The 22,063-nt window shown below is 39.6% G+C and carries 21 protein-coding genes and 1 pseudogene; 14 read left to right on the top strand and 8 right to left on the bottom strand.

The features are described 5' to 3' along the window. The first annotated feature begins 92 nt into the window (after window positions 1–92). The 3 genes and pseudogenes from CWC04_RS13695 to CWC04_RS13705 all read left to right on the top strand — a co-directional run. The gene (locus tag CWC04_RS13695; RefSeq protein ID WP_024598367.1) at window positions 93–917 is read left to right on the top strand and encodes a HipA family kinase; all 825 of its coding nucleotides are present in this window, start codon (window positions 93–95) and stop codon (window positions 915–917) included. Beyond that, window positions 884–1,780: a hypothetical protein gene (locus CWC04_RS13700; RefSeq protein WP_024598368.1), complete on the top strand. Its 897-nt coding sequence runs from the start codon at window positions 884–886 to the stop codon at window positions 1,778–1,780. The genes CWC04_RS13695 and CWC04_RS13700 overlap by 34 nt, the downstream gene beginning before the upstream one ends. A 340-nt stretch (window positions 1,781–2,120) precedes the next feature. Then, window positions 2,121–2,225, top strand: a pseudogene (locus CWC04_RS13705) (transposase); the annotation flags it as partial. A 251-nt stretch (window positions 2,226–2,476) separates the two neighbouring features. On the opposite strand, the gene CWC04_RS13710 reads toward CWC04_RS13705, so the two are convergent. Next, window positions 2,477–3,079: a thiamine biosynthesis protein ThiC gene (locus CWC04_RS13710; RefSeq protein WP_138685686.1), complete on the bottom strand. Its 603-nt coding sequence runs from the start codon at window positions 3,077–3,079 to the stop codon at window positions 2,477–2,479. Between the two features lie 398 nt (window positions 3,080–3,477). Next, on the bottom strand, window positions 3,478–4,179 hold the full coding sequence (locus tag CWC04_RS13715; RefSeq protein WP_138685687.1) for a metal-dependent hydrolase: 702 nt from the start codon (window positions 4,177–4,179) through the stop codon (window positions 3,478–3,480). 304 nt (window positions 4,180–4,483) lie between these two features. On the opposite strand from CWC04_RS13715, the gene CWC04_RS13720 reads away from it, so the two are divergent. From CWC04_RS13720 to CWC04_RS13735, 4 genes are all read left to right on the top strand, one after another. Continuing rightward, window positions 4,484–5,299: an ABC transporter ATP-binding protein gene (locus CWC04_RS13720; RefSeq protein ID WP_171038582.1), complete on the top strand. Its 816-nt coding sequence runs from the start codon at window positions 4,484–4,486 to the stop codon at window positions 5,297–5,299. After that, window positions 5,299–6,747, top strand: a complete 1,449-nt coding sequence (locus CWC04_RS13725; RefSeq protein ID WP_138685688.1) for an ABC transporter permease — start codon at window positions 5,299–5,301, stop codon at window positions 6,745–6,747. Before CWC04_RS13720 ends, CWC04_RS13725 begins: the two co-directional genes overlap by 1 nt. Next, window positions 6,744–8,006: a DUF3526 domain-containing protein gene (locus tag CWC04_RS13730; RefSeq protein WP_138685689.1), complete on the top strand. Its 1,263-nt coding sequence runs from the start codon at window positions 6,744–6,746 to the stop codon at window positions 8,004–8,006. Before CWC04_RS13725 ends, CWC04_RS13730 begins: the two co-directional genes overlap by 4 nt. Before the next feature lie 90 nt (window positions 8,007–8,096). Then, a complete protein-coding gene (locus CWC04_RS13735) occupies window positions 8,097–10,205 on the top strand; it encodes a TonB-dependent siderophore receptor (RefSeq protein WP_138685690.1) in 2,109 nt (702 codons plus the stop codon). 53 nt (window positions 10,206–10,258) lie between these two features. Here CWC04_RS13735 and CWC04_RS13740 read toward each other — a convergent pair whose 3' ends face one another. Then, window positions 10,259–11,008, bottom strand: a complete 750-nt coding sequence (locus CWC04_RS13740) for a substrate-binding periplasmic protein (RefSeq protein WP_249326153.1) — start codon at window positions 11,006–11,008, stop codon at window positions 10,259–10,261. A 137-nt stretch (window positions 11,009–11,145) separates the two neighbouring features. Next, a complete protein-coding gene (locus CWC04_RS13745; protein WP_138685692.1) occupies window positions 11,146–12,060 on the bottom strand; it encodes a 2OG-Fe(II) oxygenase family protein in 915 nt (304 codons plus the stop codon). Between the two features lie 306 nt (window positions 12,061–12,366). Between CWC04_RS13745 and CWC04_RS13750 the strand changes: the two genes are divergently transcribed. Both CWC04_RS13750 and CWC04_RS13755 read left to right on the top strand, forming a co-directional pair. After that, on the top strand, window positions 12,367–12,972 hold the full coding sequence (locus CWC04_RS13750) for a hypothetical protein (protein ID WP_096739636.1): 606 nt from the start codon (window positions 12,367–12,369) through the stop codon (window positions 12,970–12,972). A gap of 1 nt (window position 12,973) precedes the next feature. Continuing rightward, window positions 12,974–13,321, top strand: coding sequence for a hypothetical protein (locus CWC04_RS13755; RefSeq protein WP_138685693.1), 348 nt, complete (start codon window positions 12,974–12,976; stop codon window positions 13,319–13,321). Between the two features lie 392 nt (window positions 13,322–13,713). Here the strand turns inward: CWC04_RS13755 and msrA are convergent, their stop codons facing one another. Next, window positions 13,714–14,313, bottom strand: coding sequence for a peptide-methionine (S)-S-oxide reductase MsrA (gene msrA, locus CWC04_RS13760; RefSeq protein WP_054982523.1), 600 nt, complete (start codon window positions 14,311–14,313; stop codon window positions 13,714–13,716). A 236-nt stretch (window positions 14,314–14,549) separates the two neighbouring features. Between msrA and CWC04_RS13765 the strand changes: the two genes are divergently transcribed. Continuing rightward, window positions 14,550–14,744 carry a CPXCG motif-containing cysteine-rich protein gene (locus CWC04_RS13765; RefSeq protein WP_004586615.1) on the top strand — a complete coding sequence of 65 codons (195 nt, stop codon included), beginning with the start codon at window positions 14,550–14,552 and terminating at the stop codon, window positions 14,742–14,744. A gap of 63 nt (window positions 14,745–14,807) precedes the next feature. On the opposite strand, the gene CWC04_RS13770 is transcribed toward CWC04_RS13765, so the two are convergent. After that, on the bottom strand, window positions 14,808–15,008 hold the full coding sequence (locus CWC04_RS13770; RefSeq protein WP_138685694.1) for a hypothetical protein: 201 nt from the start codon (window positions 15,006–15,008) through the stop codon (window positions 14,808–14,810). Window positions 15,009–15,107: 99 nt separating this feature from the next. Here CWC04_RS13770 and CWC04_RS13775 point away from each other — a divergent pair, with 99 nt between their 5' ends. Both CWC04_RS13775 and CWC04_RS13780 read left to right on the top strand, forming a co-directional pair. Continuing rightward, window positions 15,108–15,590, top strand: a complete 483-nt coding sequence (locus CWC04_RS13775; protein ID WP_055253606.1) for a GNAT family N-acetyltransferase — start codon at window positions 15,108–15,110, stop codon at window positions 15,588–15,590. 150 nt (window positions 15,591–15,740) lie between these two features. Next, window positions 15,741–16,355, top strand: coding sequence for a MarC family protein (locus CWC04_RS13780; protein WP_138685695.1), 615 nt, complete (start codon window positions 15,741–15,743; stop codon window positions 16,353–16,355). Window positions 16,356–16,652: 297 nt separating this feature from the next. Here CWC04_RS13780 and CWC04_RS13785 read toward each other — a convergent pair whose 3' ends face one another. Both CWC04_RS13785 and CWC04_RS13790 read right to left on the bottom strand, forming a co-directional pair. Further along, window positions 16,653–17,789, bottom strand: coding sequence for an MFS transporter (locus CWC04_RS13785; RefSeq protein WP_138685696.1), 1,137 nt, complete (start codon window positions 17,787–17,789; stop codon window positions 16,653–16,655). 202 nt (window positions 17,790–17,991) lie between these two features. Further along, the gene (locus CWC04_RS13790; protein WP_138685697.1) at window positions 17,992–19,203 is read right to left on the bottom strand and encodes a porin; all 1,212 of its coding nucleotides are present in this window, start codon (window positions 19,201–19,203) and stop codon (window positions 17,992–17,994) included. Between the two features lie 636 nt (window positions 19,204–19,839). Between CWC04_RS13790 and CWC04_RS13795 the strand changes: the two genes are divergently transcribed. Both CWC04_RS13795 and purE read left to right on the top strand, forming a co-directional pair. Further along, window positions 19,840–21,429, top strand: coding sequence for an ABC-F family ATPase (locus tag CWC04_RS13795; RefSeq protein ID WP_083901794.1), 1,590 nt, complete (start codon window positions 19,840–19,842; stop codon window positions 21,427–21,429). A gap of 150 nt (window positions 21,430–21,579) precedes the next feature. Further along, a complete protein-coding gene (gene purE, locus CWC04_RS13800) occupies window positions 21,580–22,062 on the top strand; it encodes a 5-(carboxyamino)imidazole ribonucleotide mutase (RefSeq protein ID WP_024033606.1) in 483 nt (160 codons plus the stop codon). Window position 22,063: the final 1 nt, after the last annotated feature.

Raw genomic sequence — 22,063 nt, forward strand, 5'->3', positions numbered from 1 at the left:
TGAAGATCACGTCCAACATTTTGCTGAAATTTTAGCCAGCTTATTTAGACTGTTTAGCAAGTCGCTATAAAAAATAAGGAATTCATCACGAGATGACAAAAAAAATTAAGTTGAAAAGCGTACCATATACGATTGTTTCAACGTATTTTGGGCGAGAGCATTCTGGTTCTCAAGCCGAAACGTGGAAAGTTTCATTGAGAGCAGAACCTCGTTCTGTTAATGCATATATCAAGTTAACAAACAATTATCGCCAAACAATAGCTGAGCTTGCTTGCGCGCAGGTGGGTAAAGCACTTGGGTTAAATATCCCTGATTGCTATCTAGTTTATGTCAATACGGACAACTTACCAGAAAAAGTAAAAAAGGAATCGATGTTTGCTAATCGCGGCGAAATGTTAGCTTTTGCAAGCGGTAGCCCTGATCCGGATGTTATGAGCTTCGAGAGATTACTTGTAATAGATGATAATAAAGCAAATGCTCTATTTGATGCATGGGAAAATCTTGATTTAGTTATTGCCTTCGATGAGTGGATTGCAAATCCCGATAGAACAATGTGCAACTACCTATTTTCACCCTCGGATAATGATTTTTGGTTAATCGATCACGGGTCTGCCTTGACAGGGGATTATATGCCTCGTTGGGCGTTGCATGATGCAAAGGTGGAAACGCATAACGCTTTGTATGAGAGTATTGCCCACCAAAAAGAACTCAGTGAAAAGTACGAAATGAAGAAAAAGGCGGCTACATTAATGACTAAAGCCCATAATGTAGATTATGATAGTTTGGATGCTAGCGGCTTCTATAAAATGATTGACAGCAATGTTAACGTGGAAGACATCGCCAAGTTCCTTCAAGAAAGAATAGATTATTCGGTAGAGTTATTATGTCAAAAATTGGGAATTCCTCAGCTAGTTTGAAGTTTAGTTTGCCAGATTTTTCAAATACGTTTTCAGCTCTTTGGGTACCTGTCTATCTTGAGCCAATTACTTTCTCTGGAGAACGAATTACTATTGGGTTGGTTTTCAGGGCTATTGATGGAACGATAAAAGTTGTTAACACCTTGCCCTTTGATGCACTGAATAAAGTATTTGGTAACAAAGGAAATGATTTGCACTCATTGGCTAACCTTGTGCTTATGAGCTTTGATACTCATGTTCGTGCAACGAACAAGTTCGAAACTTTTATTCCTAATGTTAAGGGGGTTTTCATCGGCGATACTGTAGAGACTTTTGACAAAGACCTTGAATCAATAATTTATCAAGTTAGAAAAAATTACTCTGTATTTTCAGCTCTTTTTATAAGCGGTGAGGATGGAATAACTAGAAGTAGAACAGAATCTCAGGCTAAGGTTTGGGCAAATACAATTAGAACGGAAACATTGAAATTCAGAGCAAGTCTTTCAAATAACTTTAATCGTGAATTCAAGTTTCGAGAGGGTGCGAAAGCGGCAAGTATTGGATATGTCGGTAACAATATAGCCTTTAACTTTGGAGCGTTAGATCCCGATAGCTCTTCATTTCCTTTGCAACAGAATAGAATCATACGGCAAGCAACTGAACTCAACTCTCTGAACAAATTAGGTATGTTTGATTTTAGTTACTTGGAAGTTAATGTTTGGACTCCCGCAAAAGCTAACCTAAGCCGGTCGTCTGAATCGAAGCTCTATTGCGTATCTGAGGAGCTAGAGCAGCTAGGTGATGATATAGATATTCGTATTGCTTTGGGTCAGGACTATAAAAGAGTCACTGAGAAAATACTAGCGGATAGCAGCTTACAGTAGATTTTTATAAAACGATTTACACTGACATATATGGGCGCTCCCTTGAAGTCAAGACGAGTTGGCATACAAACATCAAAGTTGATGCTTTTATTATAATTTATCTCATATCAGAGTAATGATGCGTCACAAGCTTGCTTAAAAGCAAAGGTACTTACATATATTCGAGCTATGGCGTCATGGTTATCATGCGCCATGCTCCTAATGAGCTTCGTAGTAACGGACCTAAAAAATATTCGCCCAAACTAGATTGAATCTCGTGTCTTTATCGGATTAACAGTGACACCCATCCTAAATTTTGCTCTTTTCAAAATTTAGGACTACGTTTTAGTTAGTGCGTCTTATGGCAATTACAAGAAAGCGTCAAGTAAGTTTGGTTGATACAAAATACTATCACTGCATTTCACGCTGTGTTCGTCGTGCATTTTTATGTGGAGAAAGTAATTGGGGTTAAATCTTGACTTCATACATCAAAACATAAATTGGTTAAAAGCTTTTGATATAAGATATTTTTACCCTCTAAAAGCGCAGCGCCTCATAACCTCTTTGTGAGTTAGTATTTAGATTACTAAGAAGGAGGAAAATTGGAATGCGCAAGGCGTATACTTCATGCGTAAAACATCGGCGAATTAGCACTCTAATACACGCCGATGTTTATAACTTATTTAAGTAGCTACCTTACTTATAAGGTATTAAGCCTTAGTCTGCTTTACGGTTAAGGCTAAATAAGCAGATTGCTAAGAGTAATGTTGCAATCATACCTGATGCACCAGCAACACCTGATGGCAGGAATCCATCACGCCCAGCAATAATTAATACTGCATTTGCAAGCATTGCAACCGCGCCTGCTAGGGCTGTAAGGCCGCCAATGACTTTGCCACCTTTAGCTAAGTAAGGCAGGCCAAAAACAACAGCTGCTAAGCCTAGTAGTAATTTAGCTGCGTAGTAAATCATGAATGATAAAGACACCACGCCACCAATTAAAGGTTGTGCGCCTTCTACTGCGCCCGCCACTTTGCCAAATGTTGAAAACAACGTTAGGCCAATGCTTACCTGTACTATGTTTAATATTGCGCTAAATGTGATAGCCGACCAACCTAGTTGAGCGTTTTTAGCTTGCACCATAGTGGTACTTGCAAAGGCTACAAGCACAGTAAACAGCACAGCTTCTAGTCCCCATGCATACTGCCTTGAAAAGCTAATTTCAGCACTGTAAAGGGCAGTAAAAATAGCTTGGGTTATCGCCAACGCCAACAATAACGATGCTGTAATTAGGGTGGTGCGCTTATGTGTAAATTCCATTATGGTCCTCTTATAATTTTATATTTGACGCTTTAAAAGTTGCAGTCGCTTTGCATACATCAAACAGATGAAAGTATTGCTGCTATAAGACAGGTAAAGCGGAGTAATTATTTCACTAAAACCAATAAAAATAATAATTAATATCAAATAGGCTAAAACTTGCGCTTTTAATGAACTTAAATTGGCAAAGCCGCATTGAGTTAAGCTATTAAGCCTATAAAAGCGAGGCGCCTCTTATCCTTTTTGTGAATTAACCTTTAAATTAAATATTGGGGTAATTTCGACTAACTAAGCTGGCTGTTTGTTCGAAAGGAAATTAAAACAATCACTTAAATAAGCATTTATACCCATAAACAATGTTTATGGGTATTTTGTGTGACCAAGCTAAATATTATTTATTAAGATAAAAGCCTAAAATGAGACCAATCACTTAATGCGGTAATAGTTTGTTTTGTAGGCGGGGCTACATAGATTAAACCTGCAATGGCAATTATTGATGCCAACGTAATTAATTTATTGTCGAAGTCGGCTATTTTTAACGCAGTGCCAAAGGAGCGTTTAATGGTGACATTGCTTAAATCTACACTGTAAATTTCATCGAGTAATAAATGAATTAACCCGCCGATTAAAATAAACCCTCCTGTTAACCAGGCAAAGGTGGCTGCTTGTGTGGTTGTTTGCTCGTTTAGTTGCCACGTTACTTGCGTTGTTAACAGCGCGCATAGCACTAAAAATAATAATGAGTGGCAGCTGCCTCTGTGCACGGTGATCCATTCAAAAATGGGCCTAATAACATATTTCATAGACCCGTACACCAATAACGGCACTACGATTAGCTCTATAAAACTAATTTCGATTATTAGCTCGGTGGTTATGTAATGCAGCACCAGTAATACAGCGCTCAGTGCAAATAAGTTAAAAATAGTATTGAGCGAGGTTGAGTTATCTGAGTCTATGTCGGGTAATAAGCCGCCAATTGAGCCTAAAAACCATAACCAAAGTGCGCCGTTTAAATCAATATGGCCTGCAGTTAATAAAGTGGCCGAGCCTAAACCTGTGATGATGACTGCAGTATTAAGATGAGTATTGAAATTTGCCATTGTATCTCTTGATAAAAAAATAGGTGGGCATTCTAGCAATTGAAAAGTTCATTGTTCAATTTACTTTAAAGGTAAAACGTAAATAACTTAAGTACTTAATTTTAAACGCTGCCTTAGGAATGATTTTAGCCTAAATGGTTATGGATTTTTGTAATAGGCAAAACCCGATGAATAAATCAACGTGGGTAACACTATTAAAACCTTTGCATCATTTGTTAATTATTAATATGTTATAGTGTTGCAATATGTATTTGATATAGTATAACATTCAACGCATTCTAATTTCCCTTAATAGAGTTTGAATGTGAGTACACCTACAGCTGTTAATCAAACATCACCGAAAGAATCTTCACGTGTGGAACAAACACGTAATGAAGCCCTAAATACAACTCAAGCAGTTAAAAGCGAAGCCATTATTGAAGTGGACTCGTTAAGTTTTAGCATTAAAAACAACGCCATTTTAAAAAACTTAAATTTTAGCGTAGGCTCGGGCGAAATTTACGCGTTACTTGGCGGTAACGGCGCGGGTAAATCAACCACGTTAAAAACCTTGCTCGGGTTTAATAAACCCACTCAAGGCTCTGTAAAAGTAGCGGGCAAAGAGGTAACACACGCACTTGATTTTGTACGCGGTAAAACGGCGTATTTGCCAGAGTCGGCAACGTTATATCCGCATTTAACTGCCCGCGAAAACGTGGCGTATTTTTTATCGCTTGCTGATATTAAAAAAACCGATGAACAAATCAATGCTGCGTTTAACCGTGTAGCGCTACAACAAGCTGCATGGGAGCGTCCTATGCAAACGTACTCTAAAGGCATGAGGCAAAAAACCGCGATTGCACTGGCTATTTTACGCCAAGCCCCCATATTTTTACTCGATGAGCCTACATCGGGCCTTGACCCTGTTGCTATTGATGAGTTTAACCAGTTAGTGCGTGAGCTTGCATTAACCGGCGCTACTATTTTAATGGTAACGCACGATGTATACGGCGCATGCCAAGTTGCAAACCGAATTGGTTTATTAAGAGCGGGCGAGCTGGTGGGCGAATTTGACGCGCCAGAAAACGGCCGAATTGATACCGAGCAAGTTCATGCTGCGTTTGCACAAAGAGGCGCGTAATGAACAAAAATAATTTTTCAAAGATGGTGATAGTTGCCAAAGATGAGTGGCGCTATTGGCTTCGCTCAAAACTGGCGATGACCGTTTTAGCCATAGGTTTATTACTTACGCTTTCATCGGTGGTGGTTACTGCCATTACAATGCACGAACTTAGCCACACTCGTAATGAATTACAAAGTAATGCCGAGCAAAGCTTTGCTGAGCAACCCGATCGGCACCCACACAGAATGGTGCATTACGGGCATTACGCTTTTAGAACACCAACCCCACTTAGCACACTCGACCCAGGTATAGATGCTTACACAGGTAACTCAATATTTTTAGAAGGGCATAGGCAAAATAGCGCAATGTTTGCCGAGCAGCGCCAAGCCACAGCTTTAACAAAACTTGGCAGCTTAACGCCTGCTTTTATAGTGCAAACATTAGCGCCGTTACTGCTTATTTTAATTGGTTACAGCTCTATTAGCCGTGAGCGCGAATCGCAAACGTTGTCGTATTTATTGGCGCAAGGCACCAAAGGCAGCACGCTGATTGCGGGTAAAGGGCTGGCCCTTTTGTGTGTTGTTGGGTTTATTATTGCGCCATTAGCGGTGTCGGCGTTATTTACGCTGGGCGCGGGTGAGAGCCTTTTGGCAGTTGTTAGTTTTATTGTGGGCTATGCATTGTATTTAAGCGTGTGGGTGTTAGTTGTTTTATTAGCATCGAGCGTGTTTAGTAAAAATAGTGGCAGCTTTACAGCGCTTGCGTTTGTGTGGATTTTACTGTGCATTGTTATGCCGCGCGTAGCAAGTACCAGTGCCTCTACGGCTGTGCCATCGGCCGGAAAAATAGAAACCGACTTTGCAGTAAAAGCTGAGCTTAGAAAACTAGGTGATGGCCATAACACCAACGACCCCGCCTTTAAGCAATTTAAACAATCTCTGCTTAAAAAATACAACGTAAGCAGCATTGATGAGCTGCCAGTAAACTTTAGAGGGTTAGTGGCCAGTGAATCAGAGGCCAAACAAACTAAGGTATTAAACCAGTTTGCCGAGCAGCGCATGCAAAGTGAGCTTAAACAAACGCAGGTATCGCGTTACTTTGGTTGGGTATCGCCTATGGTGGCTATTCGCTCGCTGTCGATGATTGTAGTGGGCACAAGCATAGAAACCCATCATCGCTTTTTACGCGAAACCGAACAGCTGCGCTTTGATTTTGTGCAAGGGCTTAACAAAGTACACATTGAAAAGCTTGATTACCAAGTTGATATGAACCGAAACGCCAATACCGAGGCTACTAAAAAAGCGCGCGTAGGATCAGAGAACTGGCAAATACTGCAAAACTTTACCTTTGATGTGGATAGCGCTGATGTTCGCGCGCAAAGAAGTGTACCTGCTTTTTTACAGTTAATACTGTGGATTGTAGTACTTGTAGGCGGTATTAAATTGGTAGGAAAACGTTTGATATGAGTTATTTAATTACACAACTTACACGAGAATGGGGCTTTTTACTGCGTCAAAAGTACCTTGTGGTATTGCTGTTATGTAGCTTTGTTTTATCGGGCTTTGCCATATATAGCGGGCTTAGCGAAGTAAGCGCGCAGCAGCAAACAATAGAGCGTTTAAAAGCTGCAGATCAAAGCGATCGCGCTAAAGTGCAGCAAAAGCAAGACGATCCGGGCATGTTGGCTTATTACAGTTTTCATTTAACGTATTCTCAGCCATCTAACCTTGCATTTGCTGCATTAGGGGAGCGCGATATATTCCCGTGGAAACACCGTATTAATTTATTGGCCATAGAGGGGCAAATTTACGAAAGCGATGCGCAAAATGCCGAGCTGGCACAAGCCGGTAAAATTGATTTTGTATTTGTAATTAGCGCCTTAGCACCACTGGTTATTATTTTGCTGTTTCATGACTTATTTGCAAATGAGCGCACTAGCGGCAGGCACGACTTACTGGTTACTACGGCTAAATCGTACTTTGCTTTGTGGGGCGCACGTATAACGGTAAGGTTTTTAGCAGTAATAGTGTGTTTAATGCTGCCATTTTTTATAGGTGCATTTATAGCTGGGGCAAGCGCGTTTGAAATTACGTATGTATCACTGCTTTGTATTGCATACCTTGCATTTTGGACTGCGCTGAGTGTGTGGTGGGGAAAAAACGCGACTAGTGCCCCGGGCGTTGCCTCTGGCCTAATTGGCTTATGGGTATTATTTGCTTTTATTATTCCTATTTTAGGCGACCTTGCTATAAACAAGTCGGTGCATTCGCCTAAGGGTGGCGACATTATGCTTACTCAGCGTGAGGCGGTAAATGATGCCTGGGATTTACCTAAATCTGCCACTATGCAGCCTTTTATTAAAGAGTACCCAGCACTTGCGCCCTACATTGCTATGAGCAGTGAGTTTGAGTGGAAATGGTATTACGCATTTCAGCAAATGGGCGATTTAAAAGCAGCGCCGCTTTCAAAAGCATACCGAGACGCAGCCGCTAAAAAATATGACTTAGCAGGCGTTGTGTCGTGGTTTTCGCCACCGCTGTTATTGCAGCGCAGTTTAACACGAGCCGCCCAAACCGACTCAGTCGCAGCGTATGCATACGAGCAGCAAATTCGTGATTATCATCAACAATTACGTGAGTTTTATTACCCTTGGTTATTTTATAAGGGTAACCCGCCTAAATCAGTTCTCAATAACATGCCACGCTTTGAGGCTATAGCAAAGTAATCCTTACTAGGTGCGCTAAACGCCGTTGTTTAGCGCACCTAGTAACAACACCATAATTATAAAATACTTATATTACTAACAAGGCTCACAATGAAAACCAACACAACAGGGCTTAAGCTCACCTATTTAAGTGCGTGCCTAGTAAGCTTATTTAGCAGCCAGGCTTTGGCTGCTGAGCAAAACCAGCAAACACACAGTGCTAACACAAATATTGAAAGGCTGTCTGTAGTAGCTACGCGCCAAGCTTACCAAGGTAACTTTAGCCAACTAGAAACTCCACAATCAGAGCTTAAAATTGATTTAGAAGCGCTTGAAAATGCAGGTGCAGTAAGCCTTGACCAAGCGCTTGATTTATCGGCCTCTGTTGCACGGCAAAATAACTTTGGTGGGCTTTGGAATAGTTTTTCGTTACGTGGCTTTGTAGGCGATGAAAATCTACCGAGTAACTACTTAGTAAATGGTTTTAATGCTGGGCGCGGTTTTGGTGGCTCGCGTGATTTGTCGGGTATTGAGTCGGTTGAGGTTTTAAAAGGCCCGCGTGCGGCTTTATTTGGCCGTGGTGAGCCAGGTGGTACAGTCAACCTAGTTACTAAACGCCCAACGTTTGATACGCAAGGTGAAATTAAGCTCTCGGTAGGGAGTTTTGATACTTACCGCGCCGATGTAGATTACACCACGGCGCTTAACGATGACGTTGCAATTAGACTGGTTGGTTTTTACGAAGACGCCGAGAGCTTTAGAGACACCATAGAAACCACTAAACACGGTTTTAGCCCGTCAATAGTGTGGAATATTAACGACAGCAGCCAACTTGTTTACGAGCTTGAATACAGCGATCAAGAAGTGCCGTTTGATAGAGGCGTATTAGCCATAGATGGCGAACTTGGGCTTATTCCACAAAGCCGTTTTTTAGGTGAGCCGGGCGATGGCCCAATTGAAGCCGATGTACTAGGGCATCAGTTAGAGTACATTCATGACTTTGATGATAACTGGAGCATTTTATTTGGTGCAAACTACCGTGATACCTCTATGGAAGGCTTTGCAACCGAAACCGGTTTTGGCGGCGTAGTTGATGGCGAAGTAAACCGCTTTAGGCGCTACCGCGATTTTGATGCTCAATACCATGTATTGCGTGCAGAGCTAAGCGGCAGCCTTGAGCTTGGCGGTTTTGAGCACCGTTTAATTATGGGTGTTGACGCTGATAAATTTGAAAACAATCAATTTATTTTACGTGTACGGGGCGATCAATACATTAATGTATTTAACCCTGTATACGGCGCGTATGAATTACCAACGCCTACATCTAATACCGACCGTGTAGAGATTCAAGAGTCACTAGGGGTATTTATTCAAGACCAAATAAGCGTAACCGATAAGTTAGATATTCGTATTGGTGCCCGTTTTGATGATTACGAGCAGCGCTTAAATAACCGTTTAGCAGGCACTAATACTAAACAAACGCAGTCGCGCGTGAGCCCGCAGTTTGGTGTGGTGTATGAAGCCAGTGATTATGTATCTGTTTATGCAGCCTATGGTGAAAACTTTCGTCCGCTGTCGGGCACAGATACCAATGGCGATGGTTTTGAGCCAAACCAATCTACCTCTACTGAGCTAGGTGTAAAATTTACCCTTAACGATGGCGCGTTATTTGGTACCGTTGCTGTATTTAAAGTAGATCAAGACAACATGCTAGTAGTAGACGACCCAACAGCGTTTACTTATGCCGCCATTGGTGAAGCGCAAAGTAAGGGAATAGAAATAGACCTAACAGGTGAGCTTAGCGATAGTTTAGAAATTTGGGCGTCGTATGCGTATGTAGATGCCCAAATAGAAAACTCATTTTTTGATGCTAACTTTGGCTACACAGTAGAGGCCGGCGAGTCACTTTTAAATGTACCAGAGCATCAACTTAGCTTGCAGCTTGTTAAATCGGGCGAGTTATATGGCAATGCAATTAAATTTGGTGGCGGGCTATTATTTGTAGACGAACGCAATGGCTATTTTGGTACCGACTTTAAACTACCCAGTTATACAACCGCGCGTGTATTTGTAAATTACGATGTAACAGACGCGATTGGTGTTACGGCTGAGGTAAATAACCTGTTTGATGAAACGTATTACACAAACTCGTTTGCCGATGCATGGGTACAACCTGGTACACCGCGTAACGTCAAATTTTCTGCCTCTTATAAGTTTTAATTGGTATTTTGCGCTGTAAACGTAAAAAGGTCGCTTAGTTAAAGCGACCTTTTTTATTTGACGTGTTTGTATTTTTCAAAAATTTTGTTGTACTGACCTGAATTTTTAAGTTTTTGTAGCTGAATATTAAAGTCATCACGTAGTCTTTTTGATTTAAATAAATAGCCATTTGGGCTTTTGCCAAACAGCGCAAAGCGATCTACAGATTGTGTTGTATCAATATCTTTAAGGGTTGAGCGATAGTAATCAAAACTTTGTTTATCCATTTGAATTACATCTACCTTGTTTGAAAAAAGCATTTTAACTTGAAGAGATTGGTCGTGCACTTCGTAATATTGCGTATTGGCTTTTGCCATTTTTGCATATTCTTCGCCTAAGTGTATGGCGGCGCTGGGCCACGAAATTAAGCTGTAATGTGTTAAATCTGCAATTTTAGTAAAGTTAAACTGTTTGCTTTTTAGGGTTATCGCTACGTTTTCGTATACATAGGCCGCATCAGAAATATACCCTTTGAGTTGGTTTCCGTTAGCGGTGTTTAAGTTTATGTCGGCTAAAATATCTATTCTGCCTTTTGCATACCCTTTAGCGCGGCGCGTATAGGGGTAATAGCGTGGCTCTATTTGATAACCTAATGGCGTTAATGCGGCTTTAATAATATCGAGGGTTAGCCCGCTGTTGGTATGTGACATTACAAATGGCGGTAGGGTTTCGCCTAAACCTACAACTAATTTTTGTTTAGTAGGCGATGCACAGGCAAAAGAGGATACAAGCAGTGTAGTTATTATAAAAAAGTTTAACTTCATTAGGCTGTTTAAATTAACTTGGCATACTAAAAAGATAGTAACTAAGTGGTTATGTAACAAGTAAATAGCCCATTAAAGTATGATTAAATACCTTTAATGGGCAAGTATTAGGCACAAAAGGTTAAACTTGGCACCGTTTAAAAAGGTGCGTAGCCGTCTGGCGTTGTTTTTGGCGTAGTCCAACGCTCTTTTGCATCAATATCTGTACGTTTTGAACCCGGTGCTGGTATACGGCCATTATCGCCAAAAAGCCATAACACTAGGTTTGTTCTGTCGCCACTGGTTATAGGTTTTGCCGCGTGTGGTACATTGCCTTTGTGGATCATGGCGGTGCCTGGTTTAAAGCTAAGTTGTACAACTTTTGCGTTTACTTGGTCGTAAAAATCAAGTTCTGATCCGCTAAATTCTTCCCCAGGTAAGTTTAAATTAATATTTAATGTTACTGATGATGCATCGGTATGCGGACGAATAGACGCATCTGTACTTGGGTCGTAATAAATAGAAAACCCAAATGTTTGCGTATCGTAACCTATGATCTCAGGAAATAATAAACGTGAAATAGGGCGCATGTATGTATTTAATACTTGGTTGTAAAATTCCTGAAAACTAGGAGCAGCTAAATAGCCCTCTGAGCGTTTGTCGAGCATGGCGCCGCGGCGGTTTAATACAATACCGTACGGTGGACGCATAGGAATGTTAGCATTCCATACTTTTTCTAGGTAACCACGTAAAACTGCTAGGCGTTCAGGATCAAAAAACTGAAATTGATACACATCAGTCGCTACTTCTTCCAGTAGTGATTTTACTAAATGCTCTTTTGATGGATCTTGCCATGCAGCATTAACGGCTTCACGTAAGTTTTTATCTAGTAATGAATCGTCAAGGGTAAAGGTGGTTGTATCTACTTCGGTTTCTTCCCACTCTTTCCAAGCTTGTGTAAGTAGTTGGTCGTTGTTGTACCAAAAATGCTGTACAGAGTGCTCACGATTTAACATGGCCTCTCTTGAAGGTAACGCTAGAGCACGAGCAAGTTGTAATTGGGTGGCAGACATAATGTGTAACTCCAGTTGTTGAATTAGGTTTTATCAATCTAGGAGTGCAATTTATTATATTTATAAAGTTAGATAAATAAGCTGTTTTAGGAAACAGTATCAAAATAATGTTTATAATTAAGTAAGGTAAGGCTACTTTATAAGTTTTATTATTTTATTTGGCTTAATTAGTGAATTGCTTATCGCTTAAGCTTTTTTAGACAAAAATGTCAGTTTACTTAGTAAAAAGAAATACTAGGCTTGACATATAAGGAGCAACTTCCTAATGTAGGAGTAAATTTATTAAGCAAAGTAAAGGGAACTTATATGTCTTCGATAATAATGAGAACAGAAAATTTGTCACTTAAAGAGAGAAAAGAGCTAGAGATTAAGTGCTCAAATAGACTTAATTGGACTGATGGAGGTAATTGGATGGGGAGAGGGAAAGCTCCAAATTGTATGATCAAGGAAAGAGTAAGAAGTAAATCCTCACACACGCTTCTATTTCCTAGTGACTTATCAGCTAATAAATGGAATTCTGAATGGGAAAAAACCATTCGACACGGAGGATATGTTGCTTCTGCTTTATTAGGTCTAGCAACTGGATTTATAGCTACGGCTTCGGCTTCATTTTCAGTTTCAGTATTATCAGGCATTGTTTTAGGTGAAACGCAGGCTTCAATTGAATACCCTAAAATGGAAAGGGATTGGAGCTATGAGGTTATATTTGAGTATGATTTTTCATGGTCACCCCATCCTTTTTCTGGAAGGACTTTAACTCAAACCATCACTGGAGTGTCTAAAAATCATCTAGGACAGCAAGTTAAATTAAATAAAAACACTCAGAAATACGAGCTTAATCAGTTGCCTGATGGCCTAGGTCGATTATTAGCAAGCTCTCCTCCCAAAATAACAACTTCAGTCTATAGTTAGTATGTTTAAGAAAATATTATTAATTAAATATATTTTTTTCAGTCTTGTTATATCCTCGCCTTTGAGCGCTAAAAATATATCAATAGAGTATAAATGGAAATTAGTAGAAATTGTTGAATCAGATGATAAAGCTATAACAATTCCAGCTGGTAACTACCTTGATATTGATGAAAATTCAATACTCGAGGTAATGAAGACCTTTGGCAATAGAAACTATCCCTACCATAGAGAGGAGAACAGTTTATTTGTAACATCAGGTTCTCAAACTATTAAATGGGAGATTATTTTTGTTGATAATAATAACCTGCATTTAGTCACGCCAATAGGAACCTATATTTTGGTGCGATAAAATTAAGCCTTGTAGTAAAAGTATGGAAATAACATGTTACCTAAATGTTTGAATTGCCAAAAGAATATATCATTAGCTTGGTTTGTTGTTGCTCGTATGTCTACAAAGTATAGGTGTACTCAATGCGGGGCTCTCCATGAGTTTACCCAAAGGCATAAGCTGATTGGTATTATTGCTGTAATTCCTCTGATAATTTTAGTGAATATTTTAGAAACTATTATTCCATCTTCAGTATTAAGATTTGTATTTCTTTTAGCGCTAGCAGTTACTGTAATGGTTTTTATACCTAAACAATATAGACTTTCAGAGCATGATAATTTGAAAAAATAGGTTAAAATTACTTATTAAAAGATGGGTTTGTGTAAACCCATCAAGCGTTTAACTATAGACTTTTAATGTGTGACTCTATCGCCCCAAATTTCTTCTAGGCGGTTATCGCGTCCGCAGCGCCAGCGGTAGGTATTGTAGCGTATGGGGTTATTTTTATAATAATCCTGATGGTAGCTTTCTTTACCTTTAATTGGGTAAAAAGTGCTGGCATTAAGTATTGGCGTGACTACTGTTTGATTTGGGAATTCTGCTATTACGGCTTGTTTGGTTTGCTCTGCTATTTTGCGCTCTTGCTCGTTAGCTACAAATATGGCGCTTAAATAACTTGGGCCTTTATCGCAAAATTGGCCTTTGGCATCAAAGGGATCAATATTTACCCAAAAATGATCAAGTATGCCTTTGTAGCTTACTACATCAGGGTCGTAAGTAATTTGTACTGCTTCATAATGGCCTTGATGGTTACCATTGTAGGTCGGGTTTTTAATTTTACCGCCGGTAAAACCCGATATAACATCTTTTACGCCTTTGAGCTTTTCAAAGTCGCTTTCCATACACCAAAAACATCCACCGGCTAAAACTGCTTTTTCGGTTTTGGCTGCATGTGAAAAGGTGCTAAACAAAATTGCGGCAGATGTTAATGCAAGCGTAAGTGATTTTTTCATATAATAATCTACCTCTAGTATGAGTTTAAATACATATTCTTTATAGCTAGACCTGCTAAGTGTTATTACTATTTCATTGTTTTTAGTAGGCTAACGTCAATAGCGGAAAAAGTAATATACGTAATGGTTTTTAATTAAGGCCATACGTACATTAGCTAACCTCTGTAGCACAATGTTGTATTATTAGAGTGTGTTTATTAAAGTGAAAGCATTGAGATAAAAGTAGCAGGTGTTAAATGAACCAGTTAACCGAAAAATCGATAAGTTGCCCGTATTGCGGCGAAAGCATAGAAGTATTATTAGACGCGGCAGATATTGGTGAGCAATACATAGAAGACTGCCAAGTATGTTGTAAGCCTATTTCGTTTGTAGTTTTTGAAGATGAAGACGAGTTAAAAGTAAATGTATACAGTGAAGACGATACATTTTAATCCTTCGTTGCTCTTTATATAGGTGGCTGCACAGTGGCAGCCACTACCGTTTATACACGGGTGCTAGCTATTTTGCTCTCGGGCTAGTTGGTTGGGTAACAGCTCTTCTACTATTTCGCGTGCGGGGAGTGTATAACGTGTGCCGTCAAACATTACCGAGGTAAACTCGTTTATATTAGTAATGCCTGTTAGGGTCCAGCCCTCACCACGTTTAGGGCAGTATACGGTTGTGGTAGGTTGAATTACTTTAAAATTGTCGCTCATTATTGCTCTCAATATTGGCTATAAAGATAATGCTTGTGAATACGCTATGGTAAGTTAATAATGCTTAACCATAAAGCGCTATTTTAACTCCTGTATAAAATGTTTAAAACAACTCAGCTTGAACGCGTTACATTGCGTTTAATTACCCATAAGCATGCCCCGCAGTTATTTTCTATTTTGAATCACCCGCAAGTGAGCGAATTTAACGACTATAAAACCCCCTTAAGTAAATGCCAAATTAAGCAATTAATACAAGACGATATTACCGCCTATTACGAAGGCGAAGTGATAAGAGTGGCTATTGAACATAATATAAATGGCAAACTTATGGGCACCTGCGGGCTTTATAATTTATCGCCTTGTAAAAGTAGGGCGTTTATTGGATTTGAGCTTGATCCTATGTATTGGGATAAGGGCATTATGTTTGAGGTAATAACCGGCTTTGTTAAAACACTTAAACAGGCTATACCGCTTAATTACTTAGCGGCGCAGGTAAGTGCACATAATGCGCGTTCGCATAACTTATTAGTTAAATTAGGCTTTAGCTTGGGTGAGCATTCTATTTGGTATAAACACGTTTAGTACTGCATTTACATTATACACGTTAGGAAATTTCATCATAAGAGGAACAAATGCAATATAAAAAATAGCCAATTTGGCTTATAGTTAAGCGTAAGCAAATGAATTTGTTACCCGAGTTTTTAAAACGTGTTCGCTTAACAAGGATTTTATATGCTAGAAAAACTATCTCAAGATGCCCTCGTTATTTGGGCCACTATTGACCCAATAGGGACTATGGCGCTTTTTGCTGCGCTCACTTCTCATTTAACTGATCAACAACGTCGTAGAACTGCGTTTAAAACTGTGCTATATGCAGGCGCTGTGTTACTTGGCTCTATTTTAATAGGGCAGCTTATTTTAAATGCGATGGGTATACGGCTGGTATCGTTTCAGTTAGGGGGTGGGATAATTTTATTTTTGTTTGGCCTACAAATGATATTTGGTAATGATTCTAACAAAGCAAAACAAGACCCTGGGCACGATATTGCAGTGTTTCCGCTTGCTATACCTGCTACCGCCACACCAGGGGCTATTTTAGCCGTTATATTACTTACCGATAATCACATTCATCCAATTACAACCCAAATAGGCACTGCGTTAATTACACTGGCAGTGTTGGGTGTAACCCTAATTTTGTTGTTGCTGTCGGGCAAAATTATAACGCTAATTGGTATTGGCGGTGCGTCTATTTTAACGCGTGTGATGGGGATGATACTGGCCGCTTTTTCTGTAGAGTTGATAATGACTGCACTTGAAGTTAAGCAGTGGGTTACACTAGGGCGCTGACCAACCTTATAGGTTTGTTATAAAAAAGGAGTGTACTGTATTTATATACAGCACACTCCTTTTTGCTTATAATCGCTTTAATTAATACTTGTTTGCTAAGGCAAAAAAAACTGACTTTACACCGCAATTAACTAAAGCAACAACCATTGCTGGTGGCGTTAGAGCAAAAGAACACATCATACTAAATTATCGTTAAGTGGTAAACTTAGCTAAAGAGTAAAGAGGAATAAAAGTAACCAATAAATAGGGGGTAACTGGCTACATAATTTAATAATTTTACCGGTTATTGATTGCTACTTAGTGCGCTTTAGGTTTAACAAGAAGGGCGATAGCTACAACGGCGCTTAAAATACTGCATATTATAAATACGTTATGTTCACCCCCAGGTATGTACTCCATAAAAGAGGTAAAAAACTGACCGGAGAACACCGCCATTGTAAAATACGATAAGTTACGTCCGCGAACATTTTCTGGGCTTAGCTCTACGGTCATGTGGTTTAAAAGAGGAATGCTAAAACCAAAGCCAATACCAATTAATAGCGCGCCTAATACTAATATCAATGTACTTGATTGTATAAAGCAAAGGTATGATAAACCAAAGGCAAAAAATGCGATTGCTAATACATTTTTCTCACTAAGGCGTTTAGTTGCTTTAGGCATAAATCCCGCTGTAAATACCGCAATTAACGATATAAAAGCCAATAGTTGGCCTATTTCAGACTCGTTAAAATTTAGTGCGTGCAAGGTAATAGGTAAAAGCACGGTAGAGGTAAAAAATATGGTCATAGCTAGGGTTGATACTATATACACCCCTTTAAGCGTTAATGCGTTTGAATGGCTCTTTTTTATTTGTTGAGTTTGCTCTGTATTATGGGCGTTTAATTGCTGCTTACGGGGGACAAACATGAGCAACATAGCTAAAAATACCCAAGCAATTAAATACAAAGCAAGGGGTAATCCCCAATACATAGACGCTAAAACACCGCCTAAAAATAAAAATATAACGCCACCTAGCTCAATCGCCATACCTTGTTTGGCAATCATATTCAGTCGGGCTTCGCCGCTGTACCACGTTGAAATTAATACGGTGCAACTTGCCATCACTATTGCTGTAATACCACCTAATGCAAAACGATTAATAAATACTAAGGTTGGGCCATGTAAAAAGTAAGCACATGCACCCACTAATCCGTATAAAAATAAACCTATTATAAGTAAAGGGTATGCGCCGTACTTGTCTATTAATCTTCCGGCTAGGGGGGCAAACACCACCGCACCTAAAGAAGGTAAAGTAATTAATAATACGCTGTTGCTTTGTATGCCTAGGCCATCAGCAATGGTAACTAAACCCGGCGCTAACAAGGTGCCAACCATTATGGTTAAGCTGGCAATACACAGTAGAGTAAAATTACCGGCGGTTTTGAGTGAACTCATTTTCTCTCCATTAAGTTACGGGTGAATTTGTAAGCATGTTTACAGGCGTTATTAATACGCAGCGCACACAGCTTTTATAAAGTGTTATAGCAAATAATAGCGATTGTTAACGACTTCAAACATTTAATTTTTTTCATCATTTAACGTTTAAAATAAAAAGCCCAGCATATAGCTGGGCTTTGTGTGTTGTTATGGTGGGAAATTAAAACTTGTATCTAAAACCAAATGCAATCCCGTCGTCTTCTGACGCTTCCATTTGTGATTGCTGGTCTTTGTCATCACTTTCAAAGTCGCTAAAGTCTTTACGGGCTTCAGCGTAGGCAATGGTGTTTTCGTCAATTAAGTAATGAACACCAATCACAGCAAACTGACGTTTGAATACATCATTAGGATCGGTATTAAAGTTAGGTTGAATAACGTAATCGTCACCGGCATCTAAAATGTTATAAGCCACAAAAGGGCGCACATCGTTATCAAAACGGTACGACATAAAGGTTTCTACACCAATAGAGTCTTTAATTAAGCGCCCTAGGTTATCGGTATCGTGGTTTTCACTTTTATTTATGTTAGCGGCAACGTATAAACCTGGTTTTTCAATGCTGCCCCACATTACACCCGCACCAAAAATTAAGTCTTCAACAGTTTGTGTTGTGCCATCGCCATACGTTACATCAAATTCACCACGGTTTACGCCTGCTGTTAACGTTAGCATGTCGGTTGCGTTATAAGTTACAGACCCACCAAAGGTGTAGTTAAATTCTACTTCTTGAGCTGCACTGTCGCCAGTATTCCATAGGGCTTCACACGCTTCTTCAGAAATGTCATCAACATCACAGGTATAAAATTCGCTGTTTTTAAGTTGCGCTTGAACTGCAAAGCTAAAGTCGTTGTAGCTATTACGGTATTGAATTAGTTTATCACCACGGCCAGTACCATTTACTGCACCGTCGTCTTTATTGTATGTGTAAACACCCGCAGCATTACCATCCCATACAAAGCTGTTATTGGTGCCATAAACTACGTCGTACCATGCACCCCATTGTTTACCAATGGTAATTTGCCCGTACTTTTCGTGCGAAAGGCCAGCATAACCTAAACGGTTATATAAAAACTCATCTTGAATAGATTCAAAGCGGTTATTGTAAATAATGTCGCTACTACCAACAGGGTTTACACCCCATTCAACTAGCGCCAGTGCCGACCAGTCTTTTTTAAGTTGGCGAGTAAAGCCAAAGTTTATACGCGATGTACCATTTACCACTTCGGTTTGGTTTTGCGTATTAATAACGCGCACATCAAGGTAACCACCTACTTTAATAGTGTTCTTTTCATCCTTATAGAGCTCTACTGCTGAAGCAGCTGGCGCAACTACTATGCTTGTTCCTAATAGTAGGGTTACAAAGTTTTTAATCATTTGTGATGCCTTGTGTGTATTAACTTTAAAAAGTGACATTAAATTTAGAAGGCATGAAGACTAGCAAAGCCCTAATGGGCTCAAAAGTGAAAAATAATCAATGAAATTAGCGCCAAAAATGAATAAATATTCACTGGAGGTTAATGGTGTTTTTTATCTGTTAAGGGATATGTTTTTTTTGATTAAAAACTACGTAAATAGTGCTAAAAATAGCGCAAGTAAGTGGGTTTTAAAATGAGTTTTTTTCATGTTGGATAAAAATAAAACGCTAGTGCAAAAACTCTAAAAAGCATTTTATATCATAAATATATACCCAGTTATCTGTTTTTTAAAATGCTTTGCGATAAACAATCGACTTATTAAGTTAAACGGGTTTATTAATTAAAATTTAACCCCTGAAATGGTGCACATATCGCGCTATTATTTTAGCTAAGCGCATTTTTTTAGTTGAATAAGCATTCACTGGCTTAATCACGTTTTTAGGCACTGTTTGTTAGCCATTAATTTACGCCTTTAATGAGTGGAATAGGGCATAGTTCATGCGCTTTCAACCTTAAACTTTCATAGAAAAAAAGCTGTATTTAGTTTAAACTGCGCGCAATTTAAATACATCATGTCCCCTTGGAGGGTAGCGCTATTATTAGTACAGCTAACATCACCATGCAATTTGGTGCTAAACCGTTATTTGAAAACATATCTGCAAAGTTTGGCGAAGGAAACCGTTACGGTTTAATTGGTGCAAACGGCTGTGGTAAATCTACATTTATGAAAATCTTAAGTGGCGAACTAGAGCCCTCTGCAGGTAACGTAAGTACAGATCCAAATGAACGTGTGGCTAAACTAAACCAAGACCAGTTTGCTTACGAAGAATACTCTGTAATTGATACTGTGATCATGGGCCATAAAGAATTATGGGATATTAAACAAGAGCGCGATCGCATTTACTCATTACCAGAGATGAGTGAAGAAGACGGCATGAAAGTAGCCGATCTAGAAACTGAATTTGCCGAAATGGACGGCTATTCAGCTGAGTCTAAAGCCGGTGAGCTTTTATTAGGGGTAGGTATTTCGACAGAGCAGCATTACGGCCCTATGTCTGAAATAGCACCCGGTTTTAAACTACGTGTGTTACTTGCGCAAGTACTTTTTTCTGACCCTGATATTATGCTACTTGATGAGCCAACCAATAACTTGGACATTTACACCATTAAATGGTTAGAAGATGTGCTTAATCAACGCGACTGCACCATGATCATCATCTCGCATGACCGTCACTTTTTAAACTCAGTATGTACGCACATGGCTGATATTGATTACGGCGAGCTTCGTATTTACCCAGGTAACTACGATGAGTACATGTTTGCAGCAACACAAGCACGTGAGCGCCTATTAAGTGAAAACGCGAAAAAGAAAAGCCAAATTGCTGAACTACAACAGTTTGTATCGCGCTTTTCTGCAAACGCGTCAAAGGCTAAACAAGCAACGTCACGCGCAAAACGTATTGATAAAATTCAGCTAGAAGAAGTAAAAGCCTCTTCTCGCCAATCGCCGTTTATTCGCTTTGAGCAAGAAAAACAGCTATTCCGTAACGCACTAGAAATGACTAACCTAAGCCAAGGTTTTGAAGACAATACGCTATTTTCAAATTTAGAAGGCTTAGTAGAAGTAGGCGAGCGCATTGCTATTATCGGTGAAAACGGTGTAGGTAAAACAACATTACTTAATACTCTTGCTGGGCGCTTAGCACCTAAGTCGGGCGAGTTTAAGTGGTCTGAAAATGCCAATATTGGTTACTACGCGCAAGATCATGCTGACGAGTTTGAAAAAGACATGAACTTGTTTGAGTGGATGGAGCAATGGCAACAAGAAGGCGACGACGAGCAAGTGGTTCGTGGCTTTTTAGGACGCATGTTGTTTTCGCAAAACGATATTAAAAAGTCTGTAAAGGTTATTTCAGGTGGTGAACAAGGCCGTATGTTATTTGGTAAAATTATGATGCATAAACCAAATATACTGTTAATGGATGAGCCAACAAACCACATGGATATGGAGTCTATCGAGGCGTTAAACCTTGCATTAGAAGCGTACGAAGGCACATTACTGTTTGTATCGCACGATCGCCAGTTTGTATCATCGGTTGCCACCCGTATTTGGGAGATAAAAGACGGCCAGGTGATTGACTTTAGAGGCAACTACAGCGAATACTTAGCAAGCAAAGAAGTATAAGCACTTTGTAACTGCAACCCTTTAAAAGCCATGTTTAAACGTGGCTTTTTTTGTTTTTGTGAGTCGCAATTAAACTTGGTTTGGGTATAATACCCGCCTAAAACCGGACATAAGTCCGCTATTTTTAAAATACATTACTGAGGAGTATTTATGACTGTTGGCATTATTATGGGTTCTAAATCAGATTGGCCAACCATGGAACACGCAGCGCTCATGCTCGAAAAATTTGGTATTGAGTACGAAACAAAAGTGGTCTCTGCGCACCGCACTCCTCAACTTCTTGCAGATTATGCAAATTCAGCCGCAGATCGTGGCATAAAAGTGATTATTGCTGGTGCCGGTGGTGCTGCGCATTTACCAGGTATGGCAGCGGCATTTACATCGCTTCCTGTGCTTGGTGTTCCAGTTAAATCTAAAGCCTTAAACGGTGTAGATTCATTGTTATCTATTTGCCAAATGCCAAAAGGCGTAGCCGTGGGTACACTTGCTATTGGTGAGCCAGGCGCTGCTAACGCAGGTTTACTTGCTGCACAAATTTTAGGGTGCCAAAACCCAGAAATTTTTGCAAAAATTGAAGCATTTCGTAAAGAACAAACCGAGACTATTTTAGCTAACCCTAATCCTGCAGAGTAAA

Origin of the sequence: Pseudoalteromonas sp. S2893 (assembly GCF_005887105.1) — a bacterium.
GTDB lineage: Bacteria > Pseudomonadota > Gammaproteobacteria > Enterobacterales > Alteromonadaceae > Pseudoalteromonas > Pseudoalteromonas atlantica.